The sequence below is a fragment of the Mycolicibacterium brumae genome (assembly GCF_025215495.1).
Lineage (GTDB): Bacteria > Actinomycetota > Actinomycetes > Mycobacteriales > Mycobacteriaceae > Mycobacterium > Mycobacterium brumae.
The window spans coordinates 3,420,338-3,436,377 of record NZ_CP104302.1 but is presented as its reverse complement, the minus strand read 5'-3'; the positions used below and the strand labels follow the sequence as shown (position 1 = coordinate 3,436,377).

The following is a 16,040-nucleotide window of genomic DNA, read 5'->3' as shown; positions in this document are numbered from 1 at the left end:
GTCCCCTCGTTGGCCACTTGCGGTCAGACGCGACCGTCGGCGTCTCCTACGGGAGGCGGCGCAGGAAGTCGGGGTCGTCGTCGGGCCCGATCACGCGCGGGGGCACCGTGCGCCGCTGCGACAGCCGCACACCCACGTAGACCAACGCGGCTGCCAGAAACAGGGCCAAGAGCAGGTAAAGCACGACGAACCTCCTGAGATCGAATATACCCGCGTGGGTAGGCTCTGAACCGTGGCTGAGCAGCGCCCGATGGGCCGGATGATGACCGACGTGCTGATGTACACCCTGGCGCGCATTGCCCTGGTGGTGGTGTTGACCGTGGTGATCTACTACGGCGCGAAGGCGTTCGGGGTGCAGAACCTGCCCACCTATGTCGCCGCGCTGTTCGGGCTGGTCATCGCGATGCCGCTGGGCATCTGGCTGCTGCGCCCGCTGCGGCAGCGCGCCACCGCCAGCATCGCCGTGATCGATGAGGGCCGCCGCGCCGAGCGTGAGCGCCTGCAGAGCCGGCTGCGCGGCGAGGACGACGCCTAACGGCCTGTTGCGTAAGTGGCGGGTGTTGCCCAGCGGGCTTCTGTTGCGAGGGGGTCGGGGCTAAGGCCGCCGGAAGCTGATCTGAGTGCAGCTCGGCCCCGAAACCGGATCTAACCGAGCCCCAGCGCGACGGCGGCGCAGGTCGCCAGCACCAGCATGGTCAGCCCGGTGTCGCGCAGCACCGGGATCAGCGCCGGCCCGACGGCCCCGGTGACCACCGGCCGGGCGGCGCGCGCCGCCAGCGGAGCCGCCGCCAGTCCGGCCAGCGCCCACGGAGTGGCGAAAGCCAGGGCCACCGTGGACAGGCCCGCGACCACAAGCAGCCCCAGGTACAGCCGTCGGGTCCGGGTGTCGCCGAGCCGCACCGCCAGGGTGATCTTGCCGGAGACCGTGTCGGTGGGGATGTCGCGCAGATTGTTGGCGACTAGCACCGCCGAAGACAGCGAGCCCATCGCGACCGCCAGGGCCAGGCCGACCCAATCGACCCGCAGCGCCTGGGTGTACTGGGTGCCGCAGACCGCGACCAGCCCGAAGAACACGAACACCGCCACCTCGCCGAGACCGAGGTAGCCGTACGGCTTGGAGCCGCCGGTGTAGAACCAGGCCGCCGCGATGCACACCGCGCCCGCGACGATCAGCCACGGATTGCTGGCCAGCGCCAACGCGACGCCGGCGAGCCCGGCCACCCCGAGGCTGATCAGCGCGGCGGTCAGCACCGCCCGCGGCGCCGCCAATCGGGCGCCGACCAGCCGAACCGGGCCGGCGCGCTCGTCGTCGGTGCCGCGGATGCCGTCGGAGTAGTCGTTGGCGTAGTTCACCCCGATGATCAACGCCACCGAAACCAGCAGTGCCAGCAGCGCTTTCCACCACACAGCGGCGCCCAGCCAGGCCGCGGCGCCGGTGCCGGCGATCACCGGCGCGATGGCGTTGGGCAGGGTGCGGGGACGGGCGCCTTCAACCCACTGCGCGACGGTGGCCATCCGGCAAGCGTAGTCAGCCCAAATTCAGCAGGCTCGCCACCAGGTTGATGGAGATGGCCAGGATCACCGCGCCGAGGACGAAGGACACCAACGCCTGGGCCAGGATGGTCCGGCGCATCCGGGGACTGCGCAGGTTGGTGTCGGCAACCTGGTAGGTCATGCCGACGGTGAACGCCACGTAGGCGAAGTCCAGGTAGGTCGGCTCGAACTCCGGGTCGTTGAAATCGATCTCCCGATTCGGGTAGTACAGCCGCGCGTACCGCAGCGTGAAGGCGGTGTGCACGGTCAGCCAGGCGCAGATCACGCTGAGGATCCCGACCGTCACGTTCCGGACGTCGCCGCCGTGTCGTGCGGCGACCAGCAGCGCGCCGACCCCGGCGAGGCTGGCCAGGGCCGCCAGCACCACGATCAGCTCGACCGCGCGTGGGGTGGAGTCGTCCCGGGCGGCGGCGGTGGCGTGCTCACGCGTTTCTGCCGGGGTCATCGGGGCGATCAGCAGCCAGGTCCAGCACAGGTACACCAGCGCGGCGGCGATCCAGCCCGCCACCGGAGCGTACGTCCAGCCGACCTGAGAACCGAAGACCCCGATCGCCGCGAGGCCGACGACGGCGGCCGCCGCCAGCCGGACGGTCGGCGGTCCGCTATGAACTCGAAGTGCCACGCCGTCAGCTAAGCACGCGGGGCGCCGGTTCGCCCCGTCGGAGCAGGCCGGTGTCGGCACGTAGTCGTCGCGCCGGAGACAATGGCGTGATGATCGGCGTGATCGGTGGCTCCGGCCTCTACAGTTTCTTCCCGCCCGACGCCCGCCGGGTCGAGGCGGACACTCCCTACGGCGCCCCCAGCGCGCCGATCACCGTCGGCGAGATCGCCGGCCATGAGGTGGCGTTTTTGCCCCGGCACGGTGTGCGGCACGAATACTCGCCGCACACCGTGCCGTATCGGGCCAATATGTGGGCGCTGCGCGCGCTCGGGGTGCGACAGGTGCTGGCCCCGTGCGCGGTCGGCAGTCTGGACCCGCGGTTGGGACCGGGCGCGATGGTCGTGCCGGACCAACTGGTGGACCGCACCGCGGGCCGGGCGTCGACCTACTTCGATGGCGGCGGCATCCACGTCGGGTTCGCCGATCCGTACTGCCCGGATCTGCGGTCGGCGGCGCTGGTCGACGGCGTCCTCGACGGTGGGACCATGGTGGTGATCGAGGGCCCGCGGTTCTCCACCCGCGCGGAGAGCCGCTGGTACGCCGATCAGGGCTGCACCCTGATCAATATGACCGGCTGCCCGGAGGCGGTGCTGGCCCGCGAGTTGGAAATCTGTTACGCGCCAATCGCTTTGGTCACCGACCTGGACGCCGGCGTGGAGGTCGGGGAGGGTGTGCGCACCGTGGACGTGATGGCGGAGTTCCAGCGGAACCTCGGCCCGTTCAAGGACGTGGTGGCCGCGGCCATCGCCCGGATACCGGCGCAGCACACCTGCGCGCACTGCCTGGCACACGACGGGGTGAAACTGCCGTTCGAACTTCCTTGAGCTGATCAGACGACGGTTCCCGCTGCCGCACAAGTCATTTGGACGTTGTGCGCGTCGGTGTTCATATTGTCGGCGGTGGTGTTGAGCCGGTCGCCGCCGGCGTGCAACCCCATGATCAGCAGCAGTTTGGTGGCCCGCAACGACCAGGACCGCATCGGTCCGGAGATCGCCGGGTCCAGTCCCGGGGTGTTGGCGGCGCTCATCGCCGCGGCGGAGGCCTCCCGCAACGCGGTGCGACCGGTCACGTTCGAGGTGCGCACGTTGGGATCCGACCAGTTGACCCCGATGACCCCAATGTGGCCCAGGTCGCGAACAACGCCCCGGATGCCGCCCCGCCGGCCGGCGACCCGGGCTCGGCGCTGCTGGGGCCGATGCCCTCGGGGCCGCCCGGGGTGATGATGACCCCGGACGGTTGGCAGCTCAATGTCACCGGGCTGGAGGAGTCCCTGGCGGCGGTGCCGTCGTTGACCGGCGCTCCGACCTCCCGCGAGTACATCGTCGACGGGACCTTCGTCGGCACCATCACCGGCGCGGGCAGCACCGAGCTGTCCGGCGGAGTGCTGGAGGCGGGCTACCAGATCGGATGCGGCATCATCCAGGACACCGTGGAGTCGATCACCTCCGCCGGTGTCTCGCCGTTCGTCGGCGGATTCATGAAGGGCTGGCGGCCGCAGCTGCCGACTTTCGGCATCGCCGCGAACGTGAACCAGCAGCTGAAGATCGCGCTGAAGCCGGGCACCGTGAACATCGTCTCGGTGGGGAAGAAGTCCTACAAGGGGGACACCGCGCGGGTCTCCATCTACGGCTTCCGAGTGAAGATCGACGGTTGCGCGGGCCAGTCGTTCATCCGGTCATTCGCCACCCTGACCAGCTCGACCGACGACACAGACGACGTCATCACCTATCTCGGTGTGACCAAGGCCGTTTAGGCCAACGACGCAGAGCAAGGACAGAACATGTTGCACCGCTTGGGAATTCCGGCCGCCGCGCTGATTCTCGCGGTCGCCGGCGCGCCACTCGCGCCGGCCGACCCGACCGATCCGGCAGTGGCCGCCGCCGACGCGGCGCCCGCACCGGAGGCCGCGCCGCCGGACGACGCAGTGGCGCCGCCGGACGCGGCCCCGCCCGTTGAAACCGGCGCCGCGCCGTCCGGGCCGCCCGGAATCGCGCACACGCCCGACGGCCGCATGCTGACCGTGCTGGCCAAGGATGAGACCCAGCTGCCGGTCGCGCCGCTGACCACCTCGCTGTCGTCGCGGGAATGGCTGGTGGGCGCCACCTTCACCGGTGAGGGCATGGACTCGGTCAAGGGCGGGACGCTGGAGGTCGGCTACCAGATCGGCTGCGGCATCGAAATGGACAAGGTGAAGCTCAACGGCTCGATCGGCTTGTCCGGTGGCCAACTCGCCTATGACACCACCGGCGCCAGCGGCACCAACGGACTGTCCGACATCGGCGCGATCACCGTGCCGATCCAGGGGCAGATCGAGGTCGCCCCGCGGCCGGGCACCGTCACCGCCGTGGTCGTGAACAAGAAGTCCTTCAAGGGCAATTCGACGCGGGTCACCATCCGCGATGTGCACGTCAAGATCGACAACTGCGTGGGCGCCTCGTCGTTGCGGTCGTATGCCGTGCTGACCAGCTCGGGGCCCGACGCCGACGACATCGTCTCGTACTACGGCGTGCCGAAGACGTTCTGAGATGGCCATTCCGAGGCCACTGTGGTTCGCGGCCGCGGCGCTCGTCGCGGCGGTGGCGGCTAACGCTCCCGCCGCGACGGCAGACCCGGCGCCCGCGCCGCCCGCGCCCGCTCCCGCGCCTCCGATCGGGTCGGGACTGCTTGCCGGGCAACCGAATCCGGGGGCGGTGGTCGACGCGCCGCCGCCGCCCGACCCGCAGGTGCAGTCCTTCGGTCCGCTGGGCGCGGTGGCCGGAGCGCCAATGGATCAACTGACCCTCGGGCAGCGCCCACCGTCGGGGCAGCCCGGGGACGCGGGGCCGAATGACGATCTGCTGTCGGCCGGGGCGTACCTGAACCCGAACCAGTACCGGGTGCCCGGTGACCGGGCGCCCAACCAGTACCAGCTGCAGACCAGCGCGCCCGGCCCGTTCGCCCGGATCGACGGGTTCAAGGGGCTGCACGCCATGCTGCACGGGGCGCTCGGCCGGATGCCCGCGCCGCAGTTGTCGGAGCCGCTGCCGGGCACCGCGCCACCGGAGGACGCGGCCCTGCCGCCCGGGCCGGTGGAGAACCTGCCCCCGGCGCCCACCGAGCCCACCGACGTGCCGCCCGCGGTCCCTTAGTCGACGTTGGCCGTCGGAGTGAAGCCCCGCAGCCGCAGGCTGTTGCCCACCACGAACGCGCTGGAGAACGCCATCGCCGCGCCGGCCAGCATCGGGTTGAGCATGCCGACGGCGGCGACCGGGATGGCCGCGGTGTTGTAGGCGAATGCCCAGAACAGATTGCCCTTGATGGTGCTCAGCGTTTTACGGGATAGCCGGATCGCGTCGACGGCCCCGGTCAGGTCGCCGCGCACCAGGGTGATGTCGGCGGCCTCGATCGCCACGTCGGTTCCGGTGCCCATCGCCAGTCCCAGATCGGCCTGAGCCAGCGCGGGCGCGTCGTTCACGCCGTCGCCGACCATCGCCACCACCTTGCCGCGGGCCTGCAGCCCGGCGACCACGTCGACCTTGTCCGCGGGCAGCACCTCGGCGATCACCTCGTCGACGCCGACCTCGGCGCCGACCTGCCGGGCCACCGCGGTGTTGTCGCCGGTGAGCAGCACCGGCGTCAGACCGAGTCGGCGCAGGCCGGCGATGGCGGCCGCGCTGGTCGGTTTCACCGCGTCGGCGACGACCAGCACGCCGCGGGCGGCGCCGTCCCAGCCGACGGCGACCACGGTCTTGCCCTCCCGCTCGGCGGACGCCTTGGCCGCGGCCAGTTCCGGGCTCAGGTGCTCCGACCAATCGGCCAGCAGCGACTCGCGGCCGACGACGACGGCGTGCCCGTCGATGACGCCTTGCACGCCCTTGCCCTCGACGTTGACGAAGTCCTCCGGTTCGGGCAGCTCGCCGACATCACGGGTGGCGGCGGTGGCGATGGCCGCGGCGATGGGGTGTTCGGAGGCGTTCTCCAGCGCGCCGGCCAACCGCAGCAGTTCCGAGCGGTCCACGCCCGCCTCGGGCAGCGCGTCGAGCAGCGTCATCTTGCCGGTGGTCACCGTGCCGGTCTTGTCCAGCACAATGGTGTCGACCTTGCGGGTCGATTCCAGCACCTCGGGCCCCTTGATCAGGATGCCCAGTTGCGCGCCGCGGCCGGTGCCGACCAGCAGCGCGGTCGGGGTCGCCAGGCCGAGCGCGCACGGGCAGGCGATGACCAGCACAGCGACGGCCGCGGTGAGCGCGGCGTTGACCGGGAATCCCGCGCCCAGCCAGGCCCCGAGGGTCATGGTCGCGACCGTGATGACGATCGGCACGAACACCCCGGAGATCCGGTCGGCCAGCCGCTGCACCTGCGCCTTGCCGGTCTGGGCGTCCTCGACCATCCGGGCCATCTGCGCCAATTGGGTGTCCGAACCGACCCGGGTGGCCCGCACCACCAGTCGGCCGCCGGCGTTCACGGTGGCGCCGGTGACCAGGTCGCCGAGGCCGACCTCGACGGGCGCCGACTCGCCGGTCAGCATCGACGCGTCGACGGCCGAGGAACCTGAGACGATCTGGCCGTCGGTGGCGATCTTCTCACCCGGCCGGACCACGAATTCGTCGCCGACGGCGAGTTCGTCGACGCCGATCGTGCGCTCGACGCCGTCACGGCGAACCGTGACGTCCTTGGCGCCGAGCTCCAGCAGCGCGCGCAGCGCGGCGCCGGCCTGACGTTTGGACCGCTTCTCGAAGTAGCGGCCGGCCAGGATGAACAGCGTCACCCCGGCGCCGACCTCGAGGTAGATGTTGGCGGCGCCGTCGGAGGGCTGCAGGGTAAGGGTGAAGGGGTGCTTCATCCCCGGGGTTCCCGCCGTTCCGAAGAACAGCGCGTACAGCGACCACAGGAAGGCGCTGAGGGTGCCCATCGAGATGAGGGTGTCCATGGTCGCCGCGCCGTGACGCAGGTTGACCCAGGCCGCCCGGTGGAACGGCCAGGCGCCCCACACAATCACCGGTGCGGCCAGCGTCAGCGACGCCCACTGCCAGTAGGGGAACTGCAACGCCGGGATCATCGCCATGGCGATCACCGGCACGGTCAGCACGGCGGAGACGATCAACCGGGTCCGCAGGCTCGACAGTTCCGGGTCGGCGTCGGCGGGTTCGGCGGTGTCGTCCGGACGGGATTTGCGGGGCGCCGGCAGCGCGGCGGTGTACCCGGTCTTCTCCACCTCGGCGATCAGCTGCTCGGGGTCCAGACCCTCCGGAACCCGCACGGTGGCCTTCTCGGTGGCGTAGTTCACCGTCGCGTCGACCCCGTCGAGCTTGTTCAGCCGCCGCTCGATCCGGTTCGCGCACGACACGCAGGTCATGCCGCCGATCTGCAGTTCGACGGTGCTCACGAGTGCTCGTCCTCTCCCACGTGCCGGTGCGCGGTGTCGACGACGAACGTTGCCGTTCGGACCTGGTCATCGACCTGGAAATCCAGGTACAGCAGGTAGCGGCCGGCGGTCGGGGCTTGGGTCGCGAAGGTGACCGTTGGGCCGCCGCGGTGATCGGCGGTGGGTTCGGCGCCGTCGGGATGCGCGTGCAGGAACGCCAGATCGCCGTCGCGCAGCGCGACGAGGTGACCGAACGCGCCGAGGTAGGGCTGCAGGTCGGTGACCGGGCGGCCGTCGCGAGCGAACTCGACGGTCAGCTCCTCGGTGGCGCCGGGGGTGAGGTCGCCGCGAAGTGTCACGGTGAACCCGTCGACCTCGGCGGTGCGCCGGACCGGCCCGGCCTCGATGGGGTTGAAGTCTCCGGCCACCTGCACGGTCCGGGACAGGGTCAGCGCCGGCGCCTCGGCGGGCTGGAAGTCGGCGAAGACGCGGTAGGTCCCGGCGCTGTCCCACCGCCAGGGCAGCGACCACACGCCGGTCTGGCGGTCCAGCCGCGGGTGCGCGTGCCGGAATTGCGCGCCGTCGGACCGGACCGCGATGAGGTGCAGGTCCCGGTCGTGGGTGGTGTCGTAGTCCCGCAGCGGCGTGCCGTCGGCGCCCAGAATGGCGAAGCTCAGTTCCCCGGGGGCGGCGGTGGTCGGGGGGGTCCGCACGGGACCCAGGGTGTAGCCGCCCTGACCCAACGAGAGCCCGGTCGGACCGGAGTCGTGGTCCATACCGGGCATGTCGGCGTGCGCCGCCGCCTGTTGCTGCCAGGTGGTGACCGCGGATTCCGGGACGATCGCGCCGGCCGCGGCGTACGCGCCGGCGAACGCCACCGCCAGTCCGGTCCCGAAGGCCGCCAATCGTCCTGCGGCGTTCATCCGGCTCTCCTCTCCCGCGCCATATACCCCTAGGGGGTATATGGCGCAGAGTATACCCCTTGGGGGTATGCCGCAAGGGGTGTGGAGTCAGGCGCCGGAGAACCGGGCGACCAACGCGCGGCGGTCCGGTTTGCCGATCCCGCGGCGTGGAATCTCTTCGACGACGTGCGCGACGCGCGGCGCGGCCGTGCCCGCCAGCCCGGCGGCCTCGAGGTGGCGCCGCAGCTCGCCAAGTGTCGGGGCGGCGGCGTCGGGGGAGAGCACCAGTGCCGCGGTCACCTGCTGACCGAGCCGCGGCTCGGGCGTGCCGAACACCACCGCTTCGGCGATCGCGGGATGAGCCAGCAGCGCCGCCTCCACCAGCTGCGGGAGCACCGTCAGCCCACCGGTGAGGATGCCGTCGTCGACGCGTCCCAGCACCCGCAGCCGGCCGTCGCCGTCGAGCTCGCCGAGGTCGTCGGTGGCGAACCAGCCGGGCTCGGCAAAGGGATTGGGCGTCACAGGATTTCGGTACCCGCAGGCCAGCGTTGGACCGCCGAGGCGCACCCGGCCGCCGTCCACCCGCACCCGCACACCGTTCAGCGGCACACCGTCGTACACACAGCCGCCCGCGGTCTCGCTCATCCCATAGGTGCGCACGACGGGGATCCGCGCCGCGGCGGCGGAGTCCAGCAGCGGCGCGGGCGCCGGCCCGCCGCCGAGCAGCACCGCGTCGGTCTCGGCCAGCGCGGCGGCGGCCGCGGGGTCACGCAGCGCGGCCGCCAGCTGGTTGCTCACCAGCGACAGATAGCGCCGCCCGGAGCCTAAAGCGGCGATCGCGCCCGGCAGCGCGGTGACGTCGAATCCGCCGCTGACATCCAGACGGACCGGCGCCGTGCCGGCGACCAGGCCCCGGATCAGCACCTGCAGCCCGGCGATGTGGTGCGGCGGCAGCGCCAACAGCCAGCGACCCGGACCGCCGAGGCGGTCATGGGTGGCCGCGGCGCTGGCCAGCACCGCCGCGGTGGACAGCATCGCGCCCTTGGGGAAGCCGGTGGAACCGGAGGTGGGCACCACCAGAGCGACCGCGTCGTCGATGGGTTCCCCGGCCCGCAGCGCCTCGGCGACGCCGCGGCTGTGATCGTCGTCGCCGGCCAGCGGCAGCAGAGTGATGCGGCCCGAGAGCGCGTCATCGAGCAGGCCGAGGAGTTCGGCGTCGGGCAGTCCCGCGTCGAGGGCCCGGGCGGTCAGGACGCGGATTCGGGCCCGTCCTCGGCGCGTCCGGTGTCGACCGGGCTGTCGTCCCGCAGATCATCGAGCGGCCAACCCTTGGCGATCAGCCGTTCCCGGACCCGTTCGACGTCCACCGGGGCGGGCAGGTCGTCGATCACCGACATCACCTCGACGCCGATGTCCACATTGTCGATCGGCGGGTCGGCCGACGCGGCCAGCTCCTCGGCGATGAACTTGATCTCTTCGACGGTCAGCTGCCGGCGCAGCAGCGCGAACAGTGGCAGGTAGTCGTTCTGCGGAACGCCGTTCGGGTAGCCGGCGCGCAGCCAGGTGACGATCCGGTTGAGGAAATCGCTCAAGGACTCACCTTTCGAGGAGTCGGCGTGCTCGCTGACAGCGGCCGATGCTACTTGGCTTTCGCGCCCAGCAGGTACCAGCCGGTGTGATGCCCGATGAAATCACGGGCAATAAAGAGGATGCCCAGAAGCACCACCGTCAAAACAAGCAGGAAGATCGCCCAGCTCAGCGCGACCAGCACGGGGCTCTTGCGGGTCACGCCGCCGTGTTCGGCGACCCCGACGCCTTCGGCGTTGAGTCGGACCCCGATGGAGAACAGGGCCGGCAACCCGGCGCCGACGATCAGTCCGGCGACCAGGATCTGGAAGATCGCGGTGGTGTTGATCCAACCGTTCACGGAAAGGCCTCTCTGATTCCTGCTCAGACCGCGGGGGTCTCGGCCTGCGTGGCCTTATTAGGGGAAGTGGGCTCGGGGTCGTCGTTGACGCCGGTGGTCAGATCGCCCTTCCACTCATTGTTGACGTTGTTGTGGTCGATCTTGGTCTTGCGGGACTGCAGGTAGATCGCCGCGGAGACCGCGATCAGGCCGCTGAAGCCGACGATCGCCCCGACCCAGCCGCCGATCCCGTGCACGACCCCGTAGGTCAGGGCGCCGACCAGCGCCGCGGCGGGCAGGGTGACCAGCCAGGCGACCGCCATCCGGGCCGCCACATTCCAGCGGACCTCCGCGCCGGGCTTGCCGACGCCGCTGCCCAGGATCGAGCCGGTGGCGACATGCGTGGTCGACAGCGAGTAGCCGAAGTGGCTGGACAGCAGAATGATCGCGGCGGACGAGGTTTCCGCCGACATGCCCTGCGGGGACTCGATCTCCACCAGGCCCTTGCCCAGGGTGCGGATGATGCGCCAGCCGCCCAGGTAAGTGCCCAGCGCGATGGCGAACGCGCAGGACGCGATCACCCAGAACGGCGGCATGTGATCGTCGCTGCTGACCGCGCCGTAGGAGATCAGCGCCAGGAAGATCACGCCCATGGTCTTCTGCGCGTCATTGGTGCCGTGCGCCAGCGAGACCAAGGCGGCCGAACCGATCTGGCCGTAGCGGAATCCGGTGTTGGTGCGCTCTTCGGGCACCTTGCGCACCGAGCGGTACACCAGCCAGGTGCCGACGCAGGCCACCAGGCCGGCGATGAACGGCGCCATCATGGCCGGGACGATCACGGTGCGGACCACGCCCTGCCAGAGCACGCCGGAGATGCCGGCCGCGGCGAGCATGGCGCCGATGATGCCGCCGATCAGCGCGTGCGACGAACTCGACGGGATGCCCAGCAGCCAGGTCAGTAGGTTCCACACCACGCCACCGACCAGGCCGGCGAACACCAGTTCCAAGGACACCAGGTTGGCGTCCACCAGTCCCTTGGCGATGGTGGCCGCCACGGCGGTGGACAGGAACGCGCCGACGAGGTTCAACACCGCCGACATCGACACGGCCACCTTGGGCTTCAGCGCCCCGCTGGCAATCGACGTCGCCATGGCATTGCCGGTGTCGTGGAAGCCGTTGGTGAAGTCGAAGGCCAACGCCGTCATCACGACGATGATCAGGAGGAAGAACTGGAAGTCCACCCCTGGATTCTGTCGGGTTGGTGAACGTCTGGCAAACCAATCGGAGAACTGGTGCCAGCAAATTACCTAGGTATGCCGGCGGAGGGTCATTCGGACCGGAGCACACCCTTAGGCGGACCCGAGGGCCGAGGCGCCAGATTGGTCGCGCTGCCGCTGGGAAACGGCTGAGCGACAACGCGTGAACGCTTGGTGAACTCCTCCCGAATTCCGGTAAATCAGCAGGTCAGGCTGCTACAGATCATTAGGAGAACCCGTGTGGGGTCTGCTGCAATGTTCAGCTATGAGCGCAGAGTTGATCATTCTGGTGCTGTTGGTTGCCACCGCGTTGGCATTCGACTTCACCAACGGCTTCCACGACACCGGGAACGCCATGGCGACGTCCATCGCGACGCGCGCCCTCAAGCCGAAGACCGCCGTGCTGCTGGCCGGCGTGCTGAACCTGGTTGGCGCCTTCCTCTCGGTCGAGGTCGCCGTCACGGTCACCACCTCGGTGCTGAAGATCCAGGACAGCAAAACCGGATCGCTGCTGCCGAACATCGACCCGTCGATGGGTCTGACCATCATCTTCGCCGGCCTCATCGGCGGCATCCTGTGGAACCTGCTGACCTGGCTGTTCGGCATCCCGTCCAGCTCGTCGCACGCGCTGTTCGGCGGCCTGATCGGCGCCGGACTCGCCGCGGTCGGCCTGGCCGGCATCAACTGGGGCGGTGTCACGCAGAAGGTGCTGATCCCCGCCCTGGCCGCGCCGGTGATCGCCGGCCTGGTCGCCGCCTGCGGCACCTGGCTGGTCTACCGGCTCACCCGCAACGTGGTGAAGCGTCGCCGCGAAGAGGGATTCCGCTGGGGCCAGATCGCCACCGCCTCGCTGGTTGCGCTGTCGCACGGCACCAACGACGCGCAGAAGACCATGGGCGTGATCGCGCTCGCGCTGATCACCACCGGGCACCTCACCGGCAATGTCGCCGAAGACGGGCTGCCCATCTGGGTCATCGCGAGCTGCGCGATCGCCATCGGCCTGGGCACCTACCTCGGCGGCTGGCGCGTCATCCGCACCCTGGGCAAGGGCCTGGTGGAGATCGAATCCCCGCAGGGCCTGGCGGCCGAGGCGTCCTCGGCGGCGATCATCCTCAGCTCCAGCGCCGCGGGTATGGCCCTGTCCACCACGCACGTCGCCACCGGTTCGATCCTCGGCTCCGGCGTCGGAAAGCCCGGCGCCCAGGTGCGCTGGGCGGTCGCCGGCCGGATGGTCGTCGCCTGGGTCGTCACCCTGCCCGCTGCCGCCCTGGTCGGCGCGCTGACCTTCTGGCTGGCGCACGCAATCAGCAGCGCCACCTCGGCGCTGGTCGGCTCCCTGGTCATCTTCGCGATCCTGGTGGGGCTGTCCTACTACATCTGGTGGCGCGCCAACCAGCAGAAGGTCGACCACACCAACGTCAACGCCGACTGGGATGACAGCACCAACTCCGTCGTCCCGGCCGAAATGCGCCAGGGCGAGAAGTCCGCCGCCGGCAACACTCCGGTCGCCTGAACGGGTTAGGAAAGAACTGATGCATTACCTGGAAAGCATCCTGCGGGTGCTCGCAATCGGCCTGGTCCTCGGCGCCGGCCTGCCCGCACTGTTCGCCGTCGGACTGGTCGCGTTCTCCTCCGGCGCGGGCGGTGAGACCGAGGACGGCGCCCTGCACGCCCCGAACCCGGTGCTCAAGGCTCTCGGCCTGGTGCTGTTCGCCGTGGTGGGACTGGTCATCGTGATGGCGATCCTGTGGATCACCCGGTCCACGATCGTCCACCACTTCAACGTTGATCCGTTCTGGTACCTCCCGAAGAAGTAGGGGCCCAGATGTCGGAGAACACGAATGCGGCGGACAACGTCCTGGACTGGCTGCGAGCCGGTTACCCGAACGGCGTGCCGCCCAAGGATTACTTCCCGTTGCTGGCGCTGCTGACCCGGACGCTGACCGAGGAAGAGGTGGTGCTCGCTACCCGCGGAGTGCTGCTCAGCGACGCCAACCCGGACGGGGTGAGCCCCGAGCGGATCAAACAGGCCATCCGCGAGGTCGCGGAGAAAGAGCCGAACCCCGAGGAGATCCACCAGGTGGCCGCGCGTCTCGCGTCGGTCGGGTGGCCGCTGGCGTCAGCGCACTAGCTCGCGGTGCGGGTGTCCCGCCGCAGCGGGTGGTCGGCCGGGATCTGGACGAAGATCAGGGTGAGGCCGTCCGGGTCGGCGACGTGCAGCTCGTGCAGGCCCCACGGCTCCTGGCGCGCCGGCCGCAGAATCGGCACACCGCGCCCGGAAAGGTCGGCCTCGGTCGCGTACACGTCGCGGACCTGCAGCCACAGCGCACCCGGGAACGGCGGCGCCCCGGCCGGCGGTGTGCCGTGTCCGGCCAGCTCGATCAGCGACTGCCCGGCGTGAAAGACCGTGCCGCCGGGGTACTCCCGGGCAATGGCCAGCCCGAGCTGCTCGCCGTAGAACTGCAGTGAGCGCTGATAGTCGGCGGGCCGCAACAGGATCCGGCTGGCCAGGATCTCCATCGTGGCGGCTCAGCCCTTCGGCGGCGTGGGCTGCACGCGCTGGCGGGTCATCAGGTTGTTGACCACACCGGGAGCGACGACGTCGATGGCGCGGGCCCCGACCGCCATCCGCGGCGCGATCCGCAGCGGCCGGTGCTTGGCCGCGTCGATCATCCAGTCCGCGGCCTCCGACGCCGATATCGCGGCCAGGTCGTCATACGCTCGGGTCGGGGCGATCATGGGCGTCGAGACCAGTGGGTAGAACAGCGTGGTGGAGTGCACACCCTTGCGGGTCCACTCGGTCTGGGCGACCCGGCTGACCGCGGTGAGCGCCGACTTGGACGCGGTGTACACCCCGAACAGCGGGGACGCCTCGGTCAGCACGCCCCACGTCGACACGTTGATGATGTGTCCGTCCCCGCGCTCGATCATGCCCGGAGCCAACCCGCGCATCAGCCGCAGCGGCGAATAGTAGTTCAGCGTCATGGTCCGCTCGACGTCGTGCCAGCGGTCCAGCGAATCCGACAGCGGCCGGCGGATGGACCGGCCGGCGTTGTTGATCAGAATGTCCACCGGCCCAACGGATTCGCACAGCGCGTCGACGGCGTCCAGGTCGGTCAGGTCACACGGGACCGCGCGGGCGTCGCCACCCGCGGCGGTGATCCGCCCGACCACCTCGCCCAGCAGATCCTCGCGCCGGGCCACCGCGATGACCGTCGACCCGGCCCGCGCGAACTTCTCCGCCGCGGCCTCCCCGATGCCCGACGAGGCGCCGGTCAGCAGCACGGTCTTGCCGGCCAGGTCGATATTGATCCCGGTCGGCAGGCTCAGAGGTGGACGCATCGCGTTCAGCATCACCGTGTCGGAAATCCTGCGCAGCAACGGTTTACGGCTCATCGGGGTCCCTGTCGGTCAGAAGTAGCGGGGGTAAGGGGTCCAGTCCGGGTCGCGTTTCTCCAGGAACGCGTCGCGTCCCTCGACGGCCTCGTCGGTCATGTACGCCAGCCGGGTCGCCTCCCCGGCGAACAGCTGCTGGCCCACAAGTCCGTCGTCGATCAGGTTGAACGCGTACTTCAGCATCCGTTGGGCCTGCGGTGACTTGCCGTTGATGGCCGCGGCCCACTCCAGCGCGACCCGCTCCAGGTCGGCGTGGTCGACGACCTCGTTGACCGCGCCCATCTGGTGCATCTGCGCGGCGGTGTAGGTGCGGCCCAGGAAGAAGATCTCCCGGGCGAACTTCTGCCCGACCTGACGGGCCAGATACGCCGAGCCGAAGCCGCCGTCGAAGCTGCCCACGTCGGCGTCGGTCTGCTTGAACCGGGCGTGCTGGCGGCTGGCCAGGGTCAGGTCGCACACCACGTGCAGGCTGTGCCCACCGCCGGCGGCCCAGCCGTTGACCAGGCAGATCACCGGCTTGGGCATGAACCGGATCAGGCGCTGCACCTCCAGGATGTGCAACCGGCCGGCGCGCGCGGCGTCGACGGTGTCGGCGGTCTCGCCGGAGGCGTATTGGTAGCCGCTGCGCCCGCGGATGCGCTGGTCCCCGCCGGAGCAGAACGCCCACCCCCCGTCCTTGGGCGACGGGCCGTTGCCGGTCAGCAGCACCACCCCGACGTCGGGGGACATCCGCGCGTGGTCGAGAACCCGGTACAACTCGTCGACGGTGCCGGGCCGGAACGCGTTGCGCACCTCGGGGCGGTCGAACGCCACCCGCACCGTGGGCTGCGGCACGCCGTCGACGACGTGGCGGTGGTAGGTGATGTCGGTCAGATCGGCGAAGGCCGGCTCGAACTCTGCGACGGGCCGCCATGCCGTGGGGTCGAACGGATTCTCGGTCACGGCAATACGGTATCCCCACCCGCAATAGTCGGTACCGCTGGTACCGGGTAATCAGGGGCGCTGATGCGGCTGACCTCTT

General features: G+C 70.2%; 21 protein-coding genes. 8 read left to right on the top strand and 13 right to left on the bottom strand.

Annotated features, from left to right (window positions below; all coding sequences use genetic code 11):
• Nucleotides 1–46: 46 nt before the first annotated feature.
• The gene (locus L2Z93_RS16800) at nucleotides 47–184 is read right to left on the bottom strand and encodes a hypothetical protein (RefSeq protein WP_099541220.1); all 138 of its coding nucleotides are present in this window, start codon (nucleotides 182–184) and stop codon (nucleotides 47–49) included.
• A gap of 48 nt (nucleotides 185–232) precedes the next feature.
• Here L2Z93_RS16800 and L2Z93_RS16795 point away from each other — a divergent pair, with 48 nt between their 5' ends.
• Nucleotides 233–535 (top strand): DUF4229 domain-containing protein, encoded by a 303-nt coding sequence (locus L2Z93_RS16795; protein ID WP_162561896.1) that lies wholly within the window; start codon nucleotides 233–235, stop codon nucleotides 533–535.
• Between the two features lie 110 nt (nucleotides 536–645).
• Here the strand turns inward: L2Z93_RS16795 and L2Z93_RS16790 are convergent, their stop codons facing one another.
• Nucleotides 646–1,515: a 1,4-dihydroxy-2-naphthoate polyprenyltransferase gene (locus L2Z93_RS16790; protein WP_090588548.1), complete on the bottom strand. Its 870-nt coding sequence runs from the start codon at nucleotides 1,513–1,515 to the stop codon at nucleotides 646–648.
• Between the two features lie 13 nt (nucleotides 1,516–1,528).
• Nucleotides 1,529–2,176 (bottom strand): DUF1345 domain-containing protein, encoded by a 648-nt coding sequence (locus L2Z93_RS16785; protein ID WP_090588546.1) that lies wholly within the window; start codon nucleotides 2,174–2,176, stop codon nucleotides 1,529–1,531.
• Nucleotides 2,177–2,262: 86 nt separating this feature from the next.
• Between L2Z93_RS16785 and L2Z93_RS16780 the strand changes: the two genes are divergently transcribed.
• Entirely contained in the window at nucleotides 2,263–3,039 is a 777-nt protein-coding gene (locus tag L2Z93_RS16780; protein WP_193438858.1) for an S-methyl-5'-thioadenosine phosphorylase, read from the top strand.
• Between the two features lie 5 nt (nucleotides 3,040–3,044).
• Here L2Z93_RS16780 and L2Z93_RS16775 read toward each other — a convergent pair whose 3' ends face one another.
• A complete protein-coding gene (locus L2Z93_RS16775; protein WP_193438862.1) occupies nucleotides 3,045–3,299 on the bottom strand; it encodes an Rv2240c family protein in 255 nt (84 codons plus the stop codon).
• 36 nt (nucleotides 3,300–3,335) lie between these two features.
• Here L2Z93_RS16775 and L2Z93_RS16770 point away from each other — a divergent pair, with 36 nt between their 5' ends.
• From L2Z93_RS16770 to L2Z93_RS16760, 3 genes are read left to right on the top strand one after another with little or no spacing between them, the layout of a single operon-like run.
• Entirely contained in the window at nucleotides 3,336–3,968 is a 633-nt protein-coding gene (locus L2Z93_RS16770) for an MspA family porin (protein WP_234786093.1), read from the top strand.
• 27 nt (nucleotides 3,969–3,995) lie between these two features.
• Nucleotides 3,996–4,739, top strand: a complete 744-nt coding sequence (locus L2Z93_RS16765; protein ID WP_090588541.1) for an MspA family porin — start codon at nucleotides 3,996–3,998, stop codon at nucleotides 4,737–4,739.
• A gap of 1 nt (nucleotide 4,740) precedes the next feature.
• On the top strand, nucleotides 4,741–5,343 hold the full coding sequence (locus tag L2Z93_RS16760) for a hypothetical protein (RefSeq protein ID WP_128111839.1): 603 nt from the start codon (nucleotides 4,741–4,743) through the stop codon (nucleotides 5,341–5,343).
• Here the strand turns inward: L2Z93_RS16760 and L2Z93_RS16755 are convergent.
• From L2Z93_RS16755 to L2Z93_RS16730, 6 genes are all read right to left on the bottom strand, one after another.
• Nucleotides 5,340–7,580, bottom strand: a complete 2,241-nt coding sequence (locus tag L2Z93_RS16755) for a heavy metal translocating P-type ATPase (RefSeq protein WP_260575455.1) — start codon at nucleotides 7,578–7,580, stop codon at nucleotides 5,340–5,342. The genes L2Z93_RS16760 and L2Z93_RS16755 overlap by 4 nt on opposite strands.
• The gene (locus tag L2Z93_RS16750) at nucleotides 7,577–8,482 is read right to left on the bottom strand and encodes a DUF8832 domain-containing protein (RefSeq protein ID WP_090588535.1); all 906 of its coding nucleotides are present in this window, start codon (nucleotides 8,480–8,482) and stop codon (nucleotides 7,577–7,579) included. Before L2Z93_RS16750 ends, L2Z93_RS16755 begins: the two co-directional genes overlap by 4 nt.
• A gap of 87 nt (nucleotides 8,483–8,569) precedes the next feature.
• The gene (gene menE / locus L2Z93_RS16745; RefSeq protein WP_090588532.1) at nucleotides 8,570–9,685 is read right to left on the bottom strand and encodes an o-succinylbenzoate--CoA ligase; all 1,116 of its coding nucleotides are present in this window, start codon (nucleotides 9,683–9,685) and stop codon (nucleotides 8,570–8,572) included.
• Between the two features lie 23 nt (nucleotides 9,686–9,708).
• Nucleotides 9,709–10,053, bottom strand: coding sequence for a DUF3349 domain-containing protein (locus L2Z93_RS16740; protein WP_090588529.1), 345 nt, complete (start codon nucleotides 10,051–10,053; stop codon nucleotides 9,709–9,711).
• 47 nt (nucleotides 10,054–10,100) lie between these two features.
• The gene (locus L2Z93_RS16735) at nucleotides 10,101–10,388 is read right to left on the bottom strand and encodes a hypothetical protein (RefSeq protein WP_090588526.1); all 288 of its coding nucleotides are present in this window, start codon (nucleotides 10,386–10,388) and stop codon (nucleotides 10,101–10,103) included.
• Nucleotides 10,389–10,411: 23 nt separating this feature from the next.
• Nucleotides 10,412–11,608, bottom strand: coding sequence for an inorganic phosphate transporter (locus L2Z93_RS16730; RefSeq protein ID WP_090588524.1), 1,197 nt, complete (start codon nucleotides 11,606–11,608; stop codon nucleotides 10,412–10,414).
• Nucleotides 11,609–11,888: 280 nt separating this feature from the next.
• On the opposite strand from L2Z93_RS16730, the gene L2Z93_RS16725 reads away from it, so the two are divergent.
• From L2Z93_RS16725 to L2Z93_RS16715, 3 genes are read left to right on the top strand one after another with little or no spacing between them, the layout of a single operon-like run.
• Nucleotides 11,889–13,136, top strand: a complete 1,248-nt coding sequence (locus L2Z93_RS16725) for an inorganic phosphate transporter (RefSeq protein ID WP_090588522.1) — start codon at nucleotides 11,889–11,891, stop codon at nucleotides 13,134–13,136.
• A gap of 19 nt (nucleotides 13,137–13,155) precedes the next feature.
• Entirely contained in the window at nucleotides 13,156–13,440 is a 285-nt protein-coding gene (locus L2Z93_RS16720) for a hypothetical protein (protein WP_090588520.1), read from the top strand.
• Nucleotides 13,441–13,448: 8 nt separating this feature from the next.
• Nucleotides 13,449–13,754, top strand: a complete 306-nt coding sequence (locus L2Z93_RS16715; RefSeq protein ID WP_090588517.1) for a DUF3349 domain-containing protein — start codon at nucleotides 13,449–13,451, stop codon at nucleotides 13,752–13,754.
• Here L2Z93_RS16715 and L2Z93_RS16710 read toward each other — a convergent pair.
• From L2Z93_RS16710 to L2Z93_RS16700, 3 genes are read right to left on the bottom strand one after another with little or no spacing between them, the layout of a single operon-like run.
• Nucleotides 13,751–14,143 carry a VOC family protein gene (locus L2Z93_RS16710; protein ID WP_090588514.1) on the bottom strand — a complete coding sequence of 131 codons (393 nt, stop codon included), beginning with the start codon at nucleotides 14,141–14,143 and terminating at the stop codon, nucleotides 13,751–13,753. The two genes, L2Z93_RS16715 and L2Z93_RS16710, sit on opposite strands and share 4 nt — an antisense overlap.
• 9 nt (nucleotides 14,144–14,152) lie before the next feature.
• Nucleotides 14,153–15,019, bottom strand: coding sequence for an SDR family oxidoreductase (locus L2Z93_RS16705; protein WP_090588512.1), 867 nt, complete (start codon nucleotides 15,017–15,019; stop codon nucleotides 14,153–14,155).
• Nucleotides 15,020–15,034: 15 nt separating this feature from the next.
• A complete protein-coding gene (locus L2Z93_RS16700; protein ID WP_090588509.1) occupies nucleotides 15,035–15,961 on the bottom strand; it encodes a 1,4-dihydroxy-2-naphthoyl-CoA synthase in 927 nt (308 codons plus the stop codon).
• Nucleotides 15,962–16,040: the final 79 nt, after the last annotated feature.

Coding starts and splice junctions, on each gene's coding strand:
- L2Z93_RS16790 (WP_090588548.1), bottom strand. CDS start 1,515: ATGGCCACCGTCGCGCAGTGGGTTGAAGGCGCCCGTCCCCGCACCCTG.
- L2Z93_RS16765 (WP_090588541.1), top strand. CDS start 3,996: ATGTTGCACCGCTTGGGAATTCCGGCCGCCGCGCTGATTCTCGCGGTC.
- L2Z93_RS16760 (WP_128111839.1), top strand. CDS start 4,741: ATGGCCATTCCGAGGCCACTGTGGTTCGCGGCCGCGGCGCTCGTCGCG.
- L2Z93_RS16750 (WP_090588535.1), bottom strand. CDS start 8,482: ATGAACGCCGCAGGACGATTGGCGGCCTTCGGGACCGGACTGGCGGTG.
- L2Z93_RS16725 (WP_090588522.1), top strand. CDS start 11,889: ATGAGCGCAGAGTTGATCATTCTGGTGCTGTTGGTTGCCACCGCGTTG.
- L2Z93_RS16720 (WP_090588520.1), top strand. CDS start 13,156: ATGCATTACCTGGAAAGCATCCTGCGGGTGCTCGCAATCGGCCTGGTC.
- L2Z93_RS16715 (WP_090588517.1), top strand. CDS start 13,449: ATGTCGGAGAACACGAATGCGGCGGACAACGTCCTGGACTGGCTGCGA.
- L2Z93_RS16710 (WP_090588514.1), bottom strand. CDS start 14,143: ATGGAGATCCTGGCCAGCCGGATCCTGTTGCGGCCCGCCGACTATCAG.
- L2Z93_RS16705 (WP_090588512.1), bottom strand. CDS start 15,019: ATGAGCCGTAAACCGTTGCTGCGCAGGATTTCCGACACGGTGATGCTG.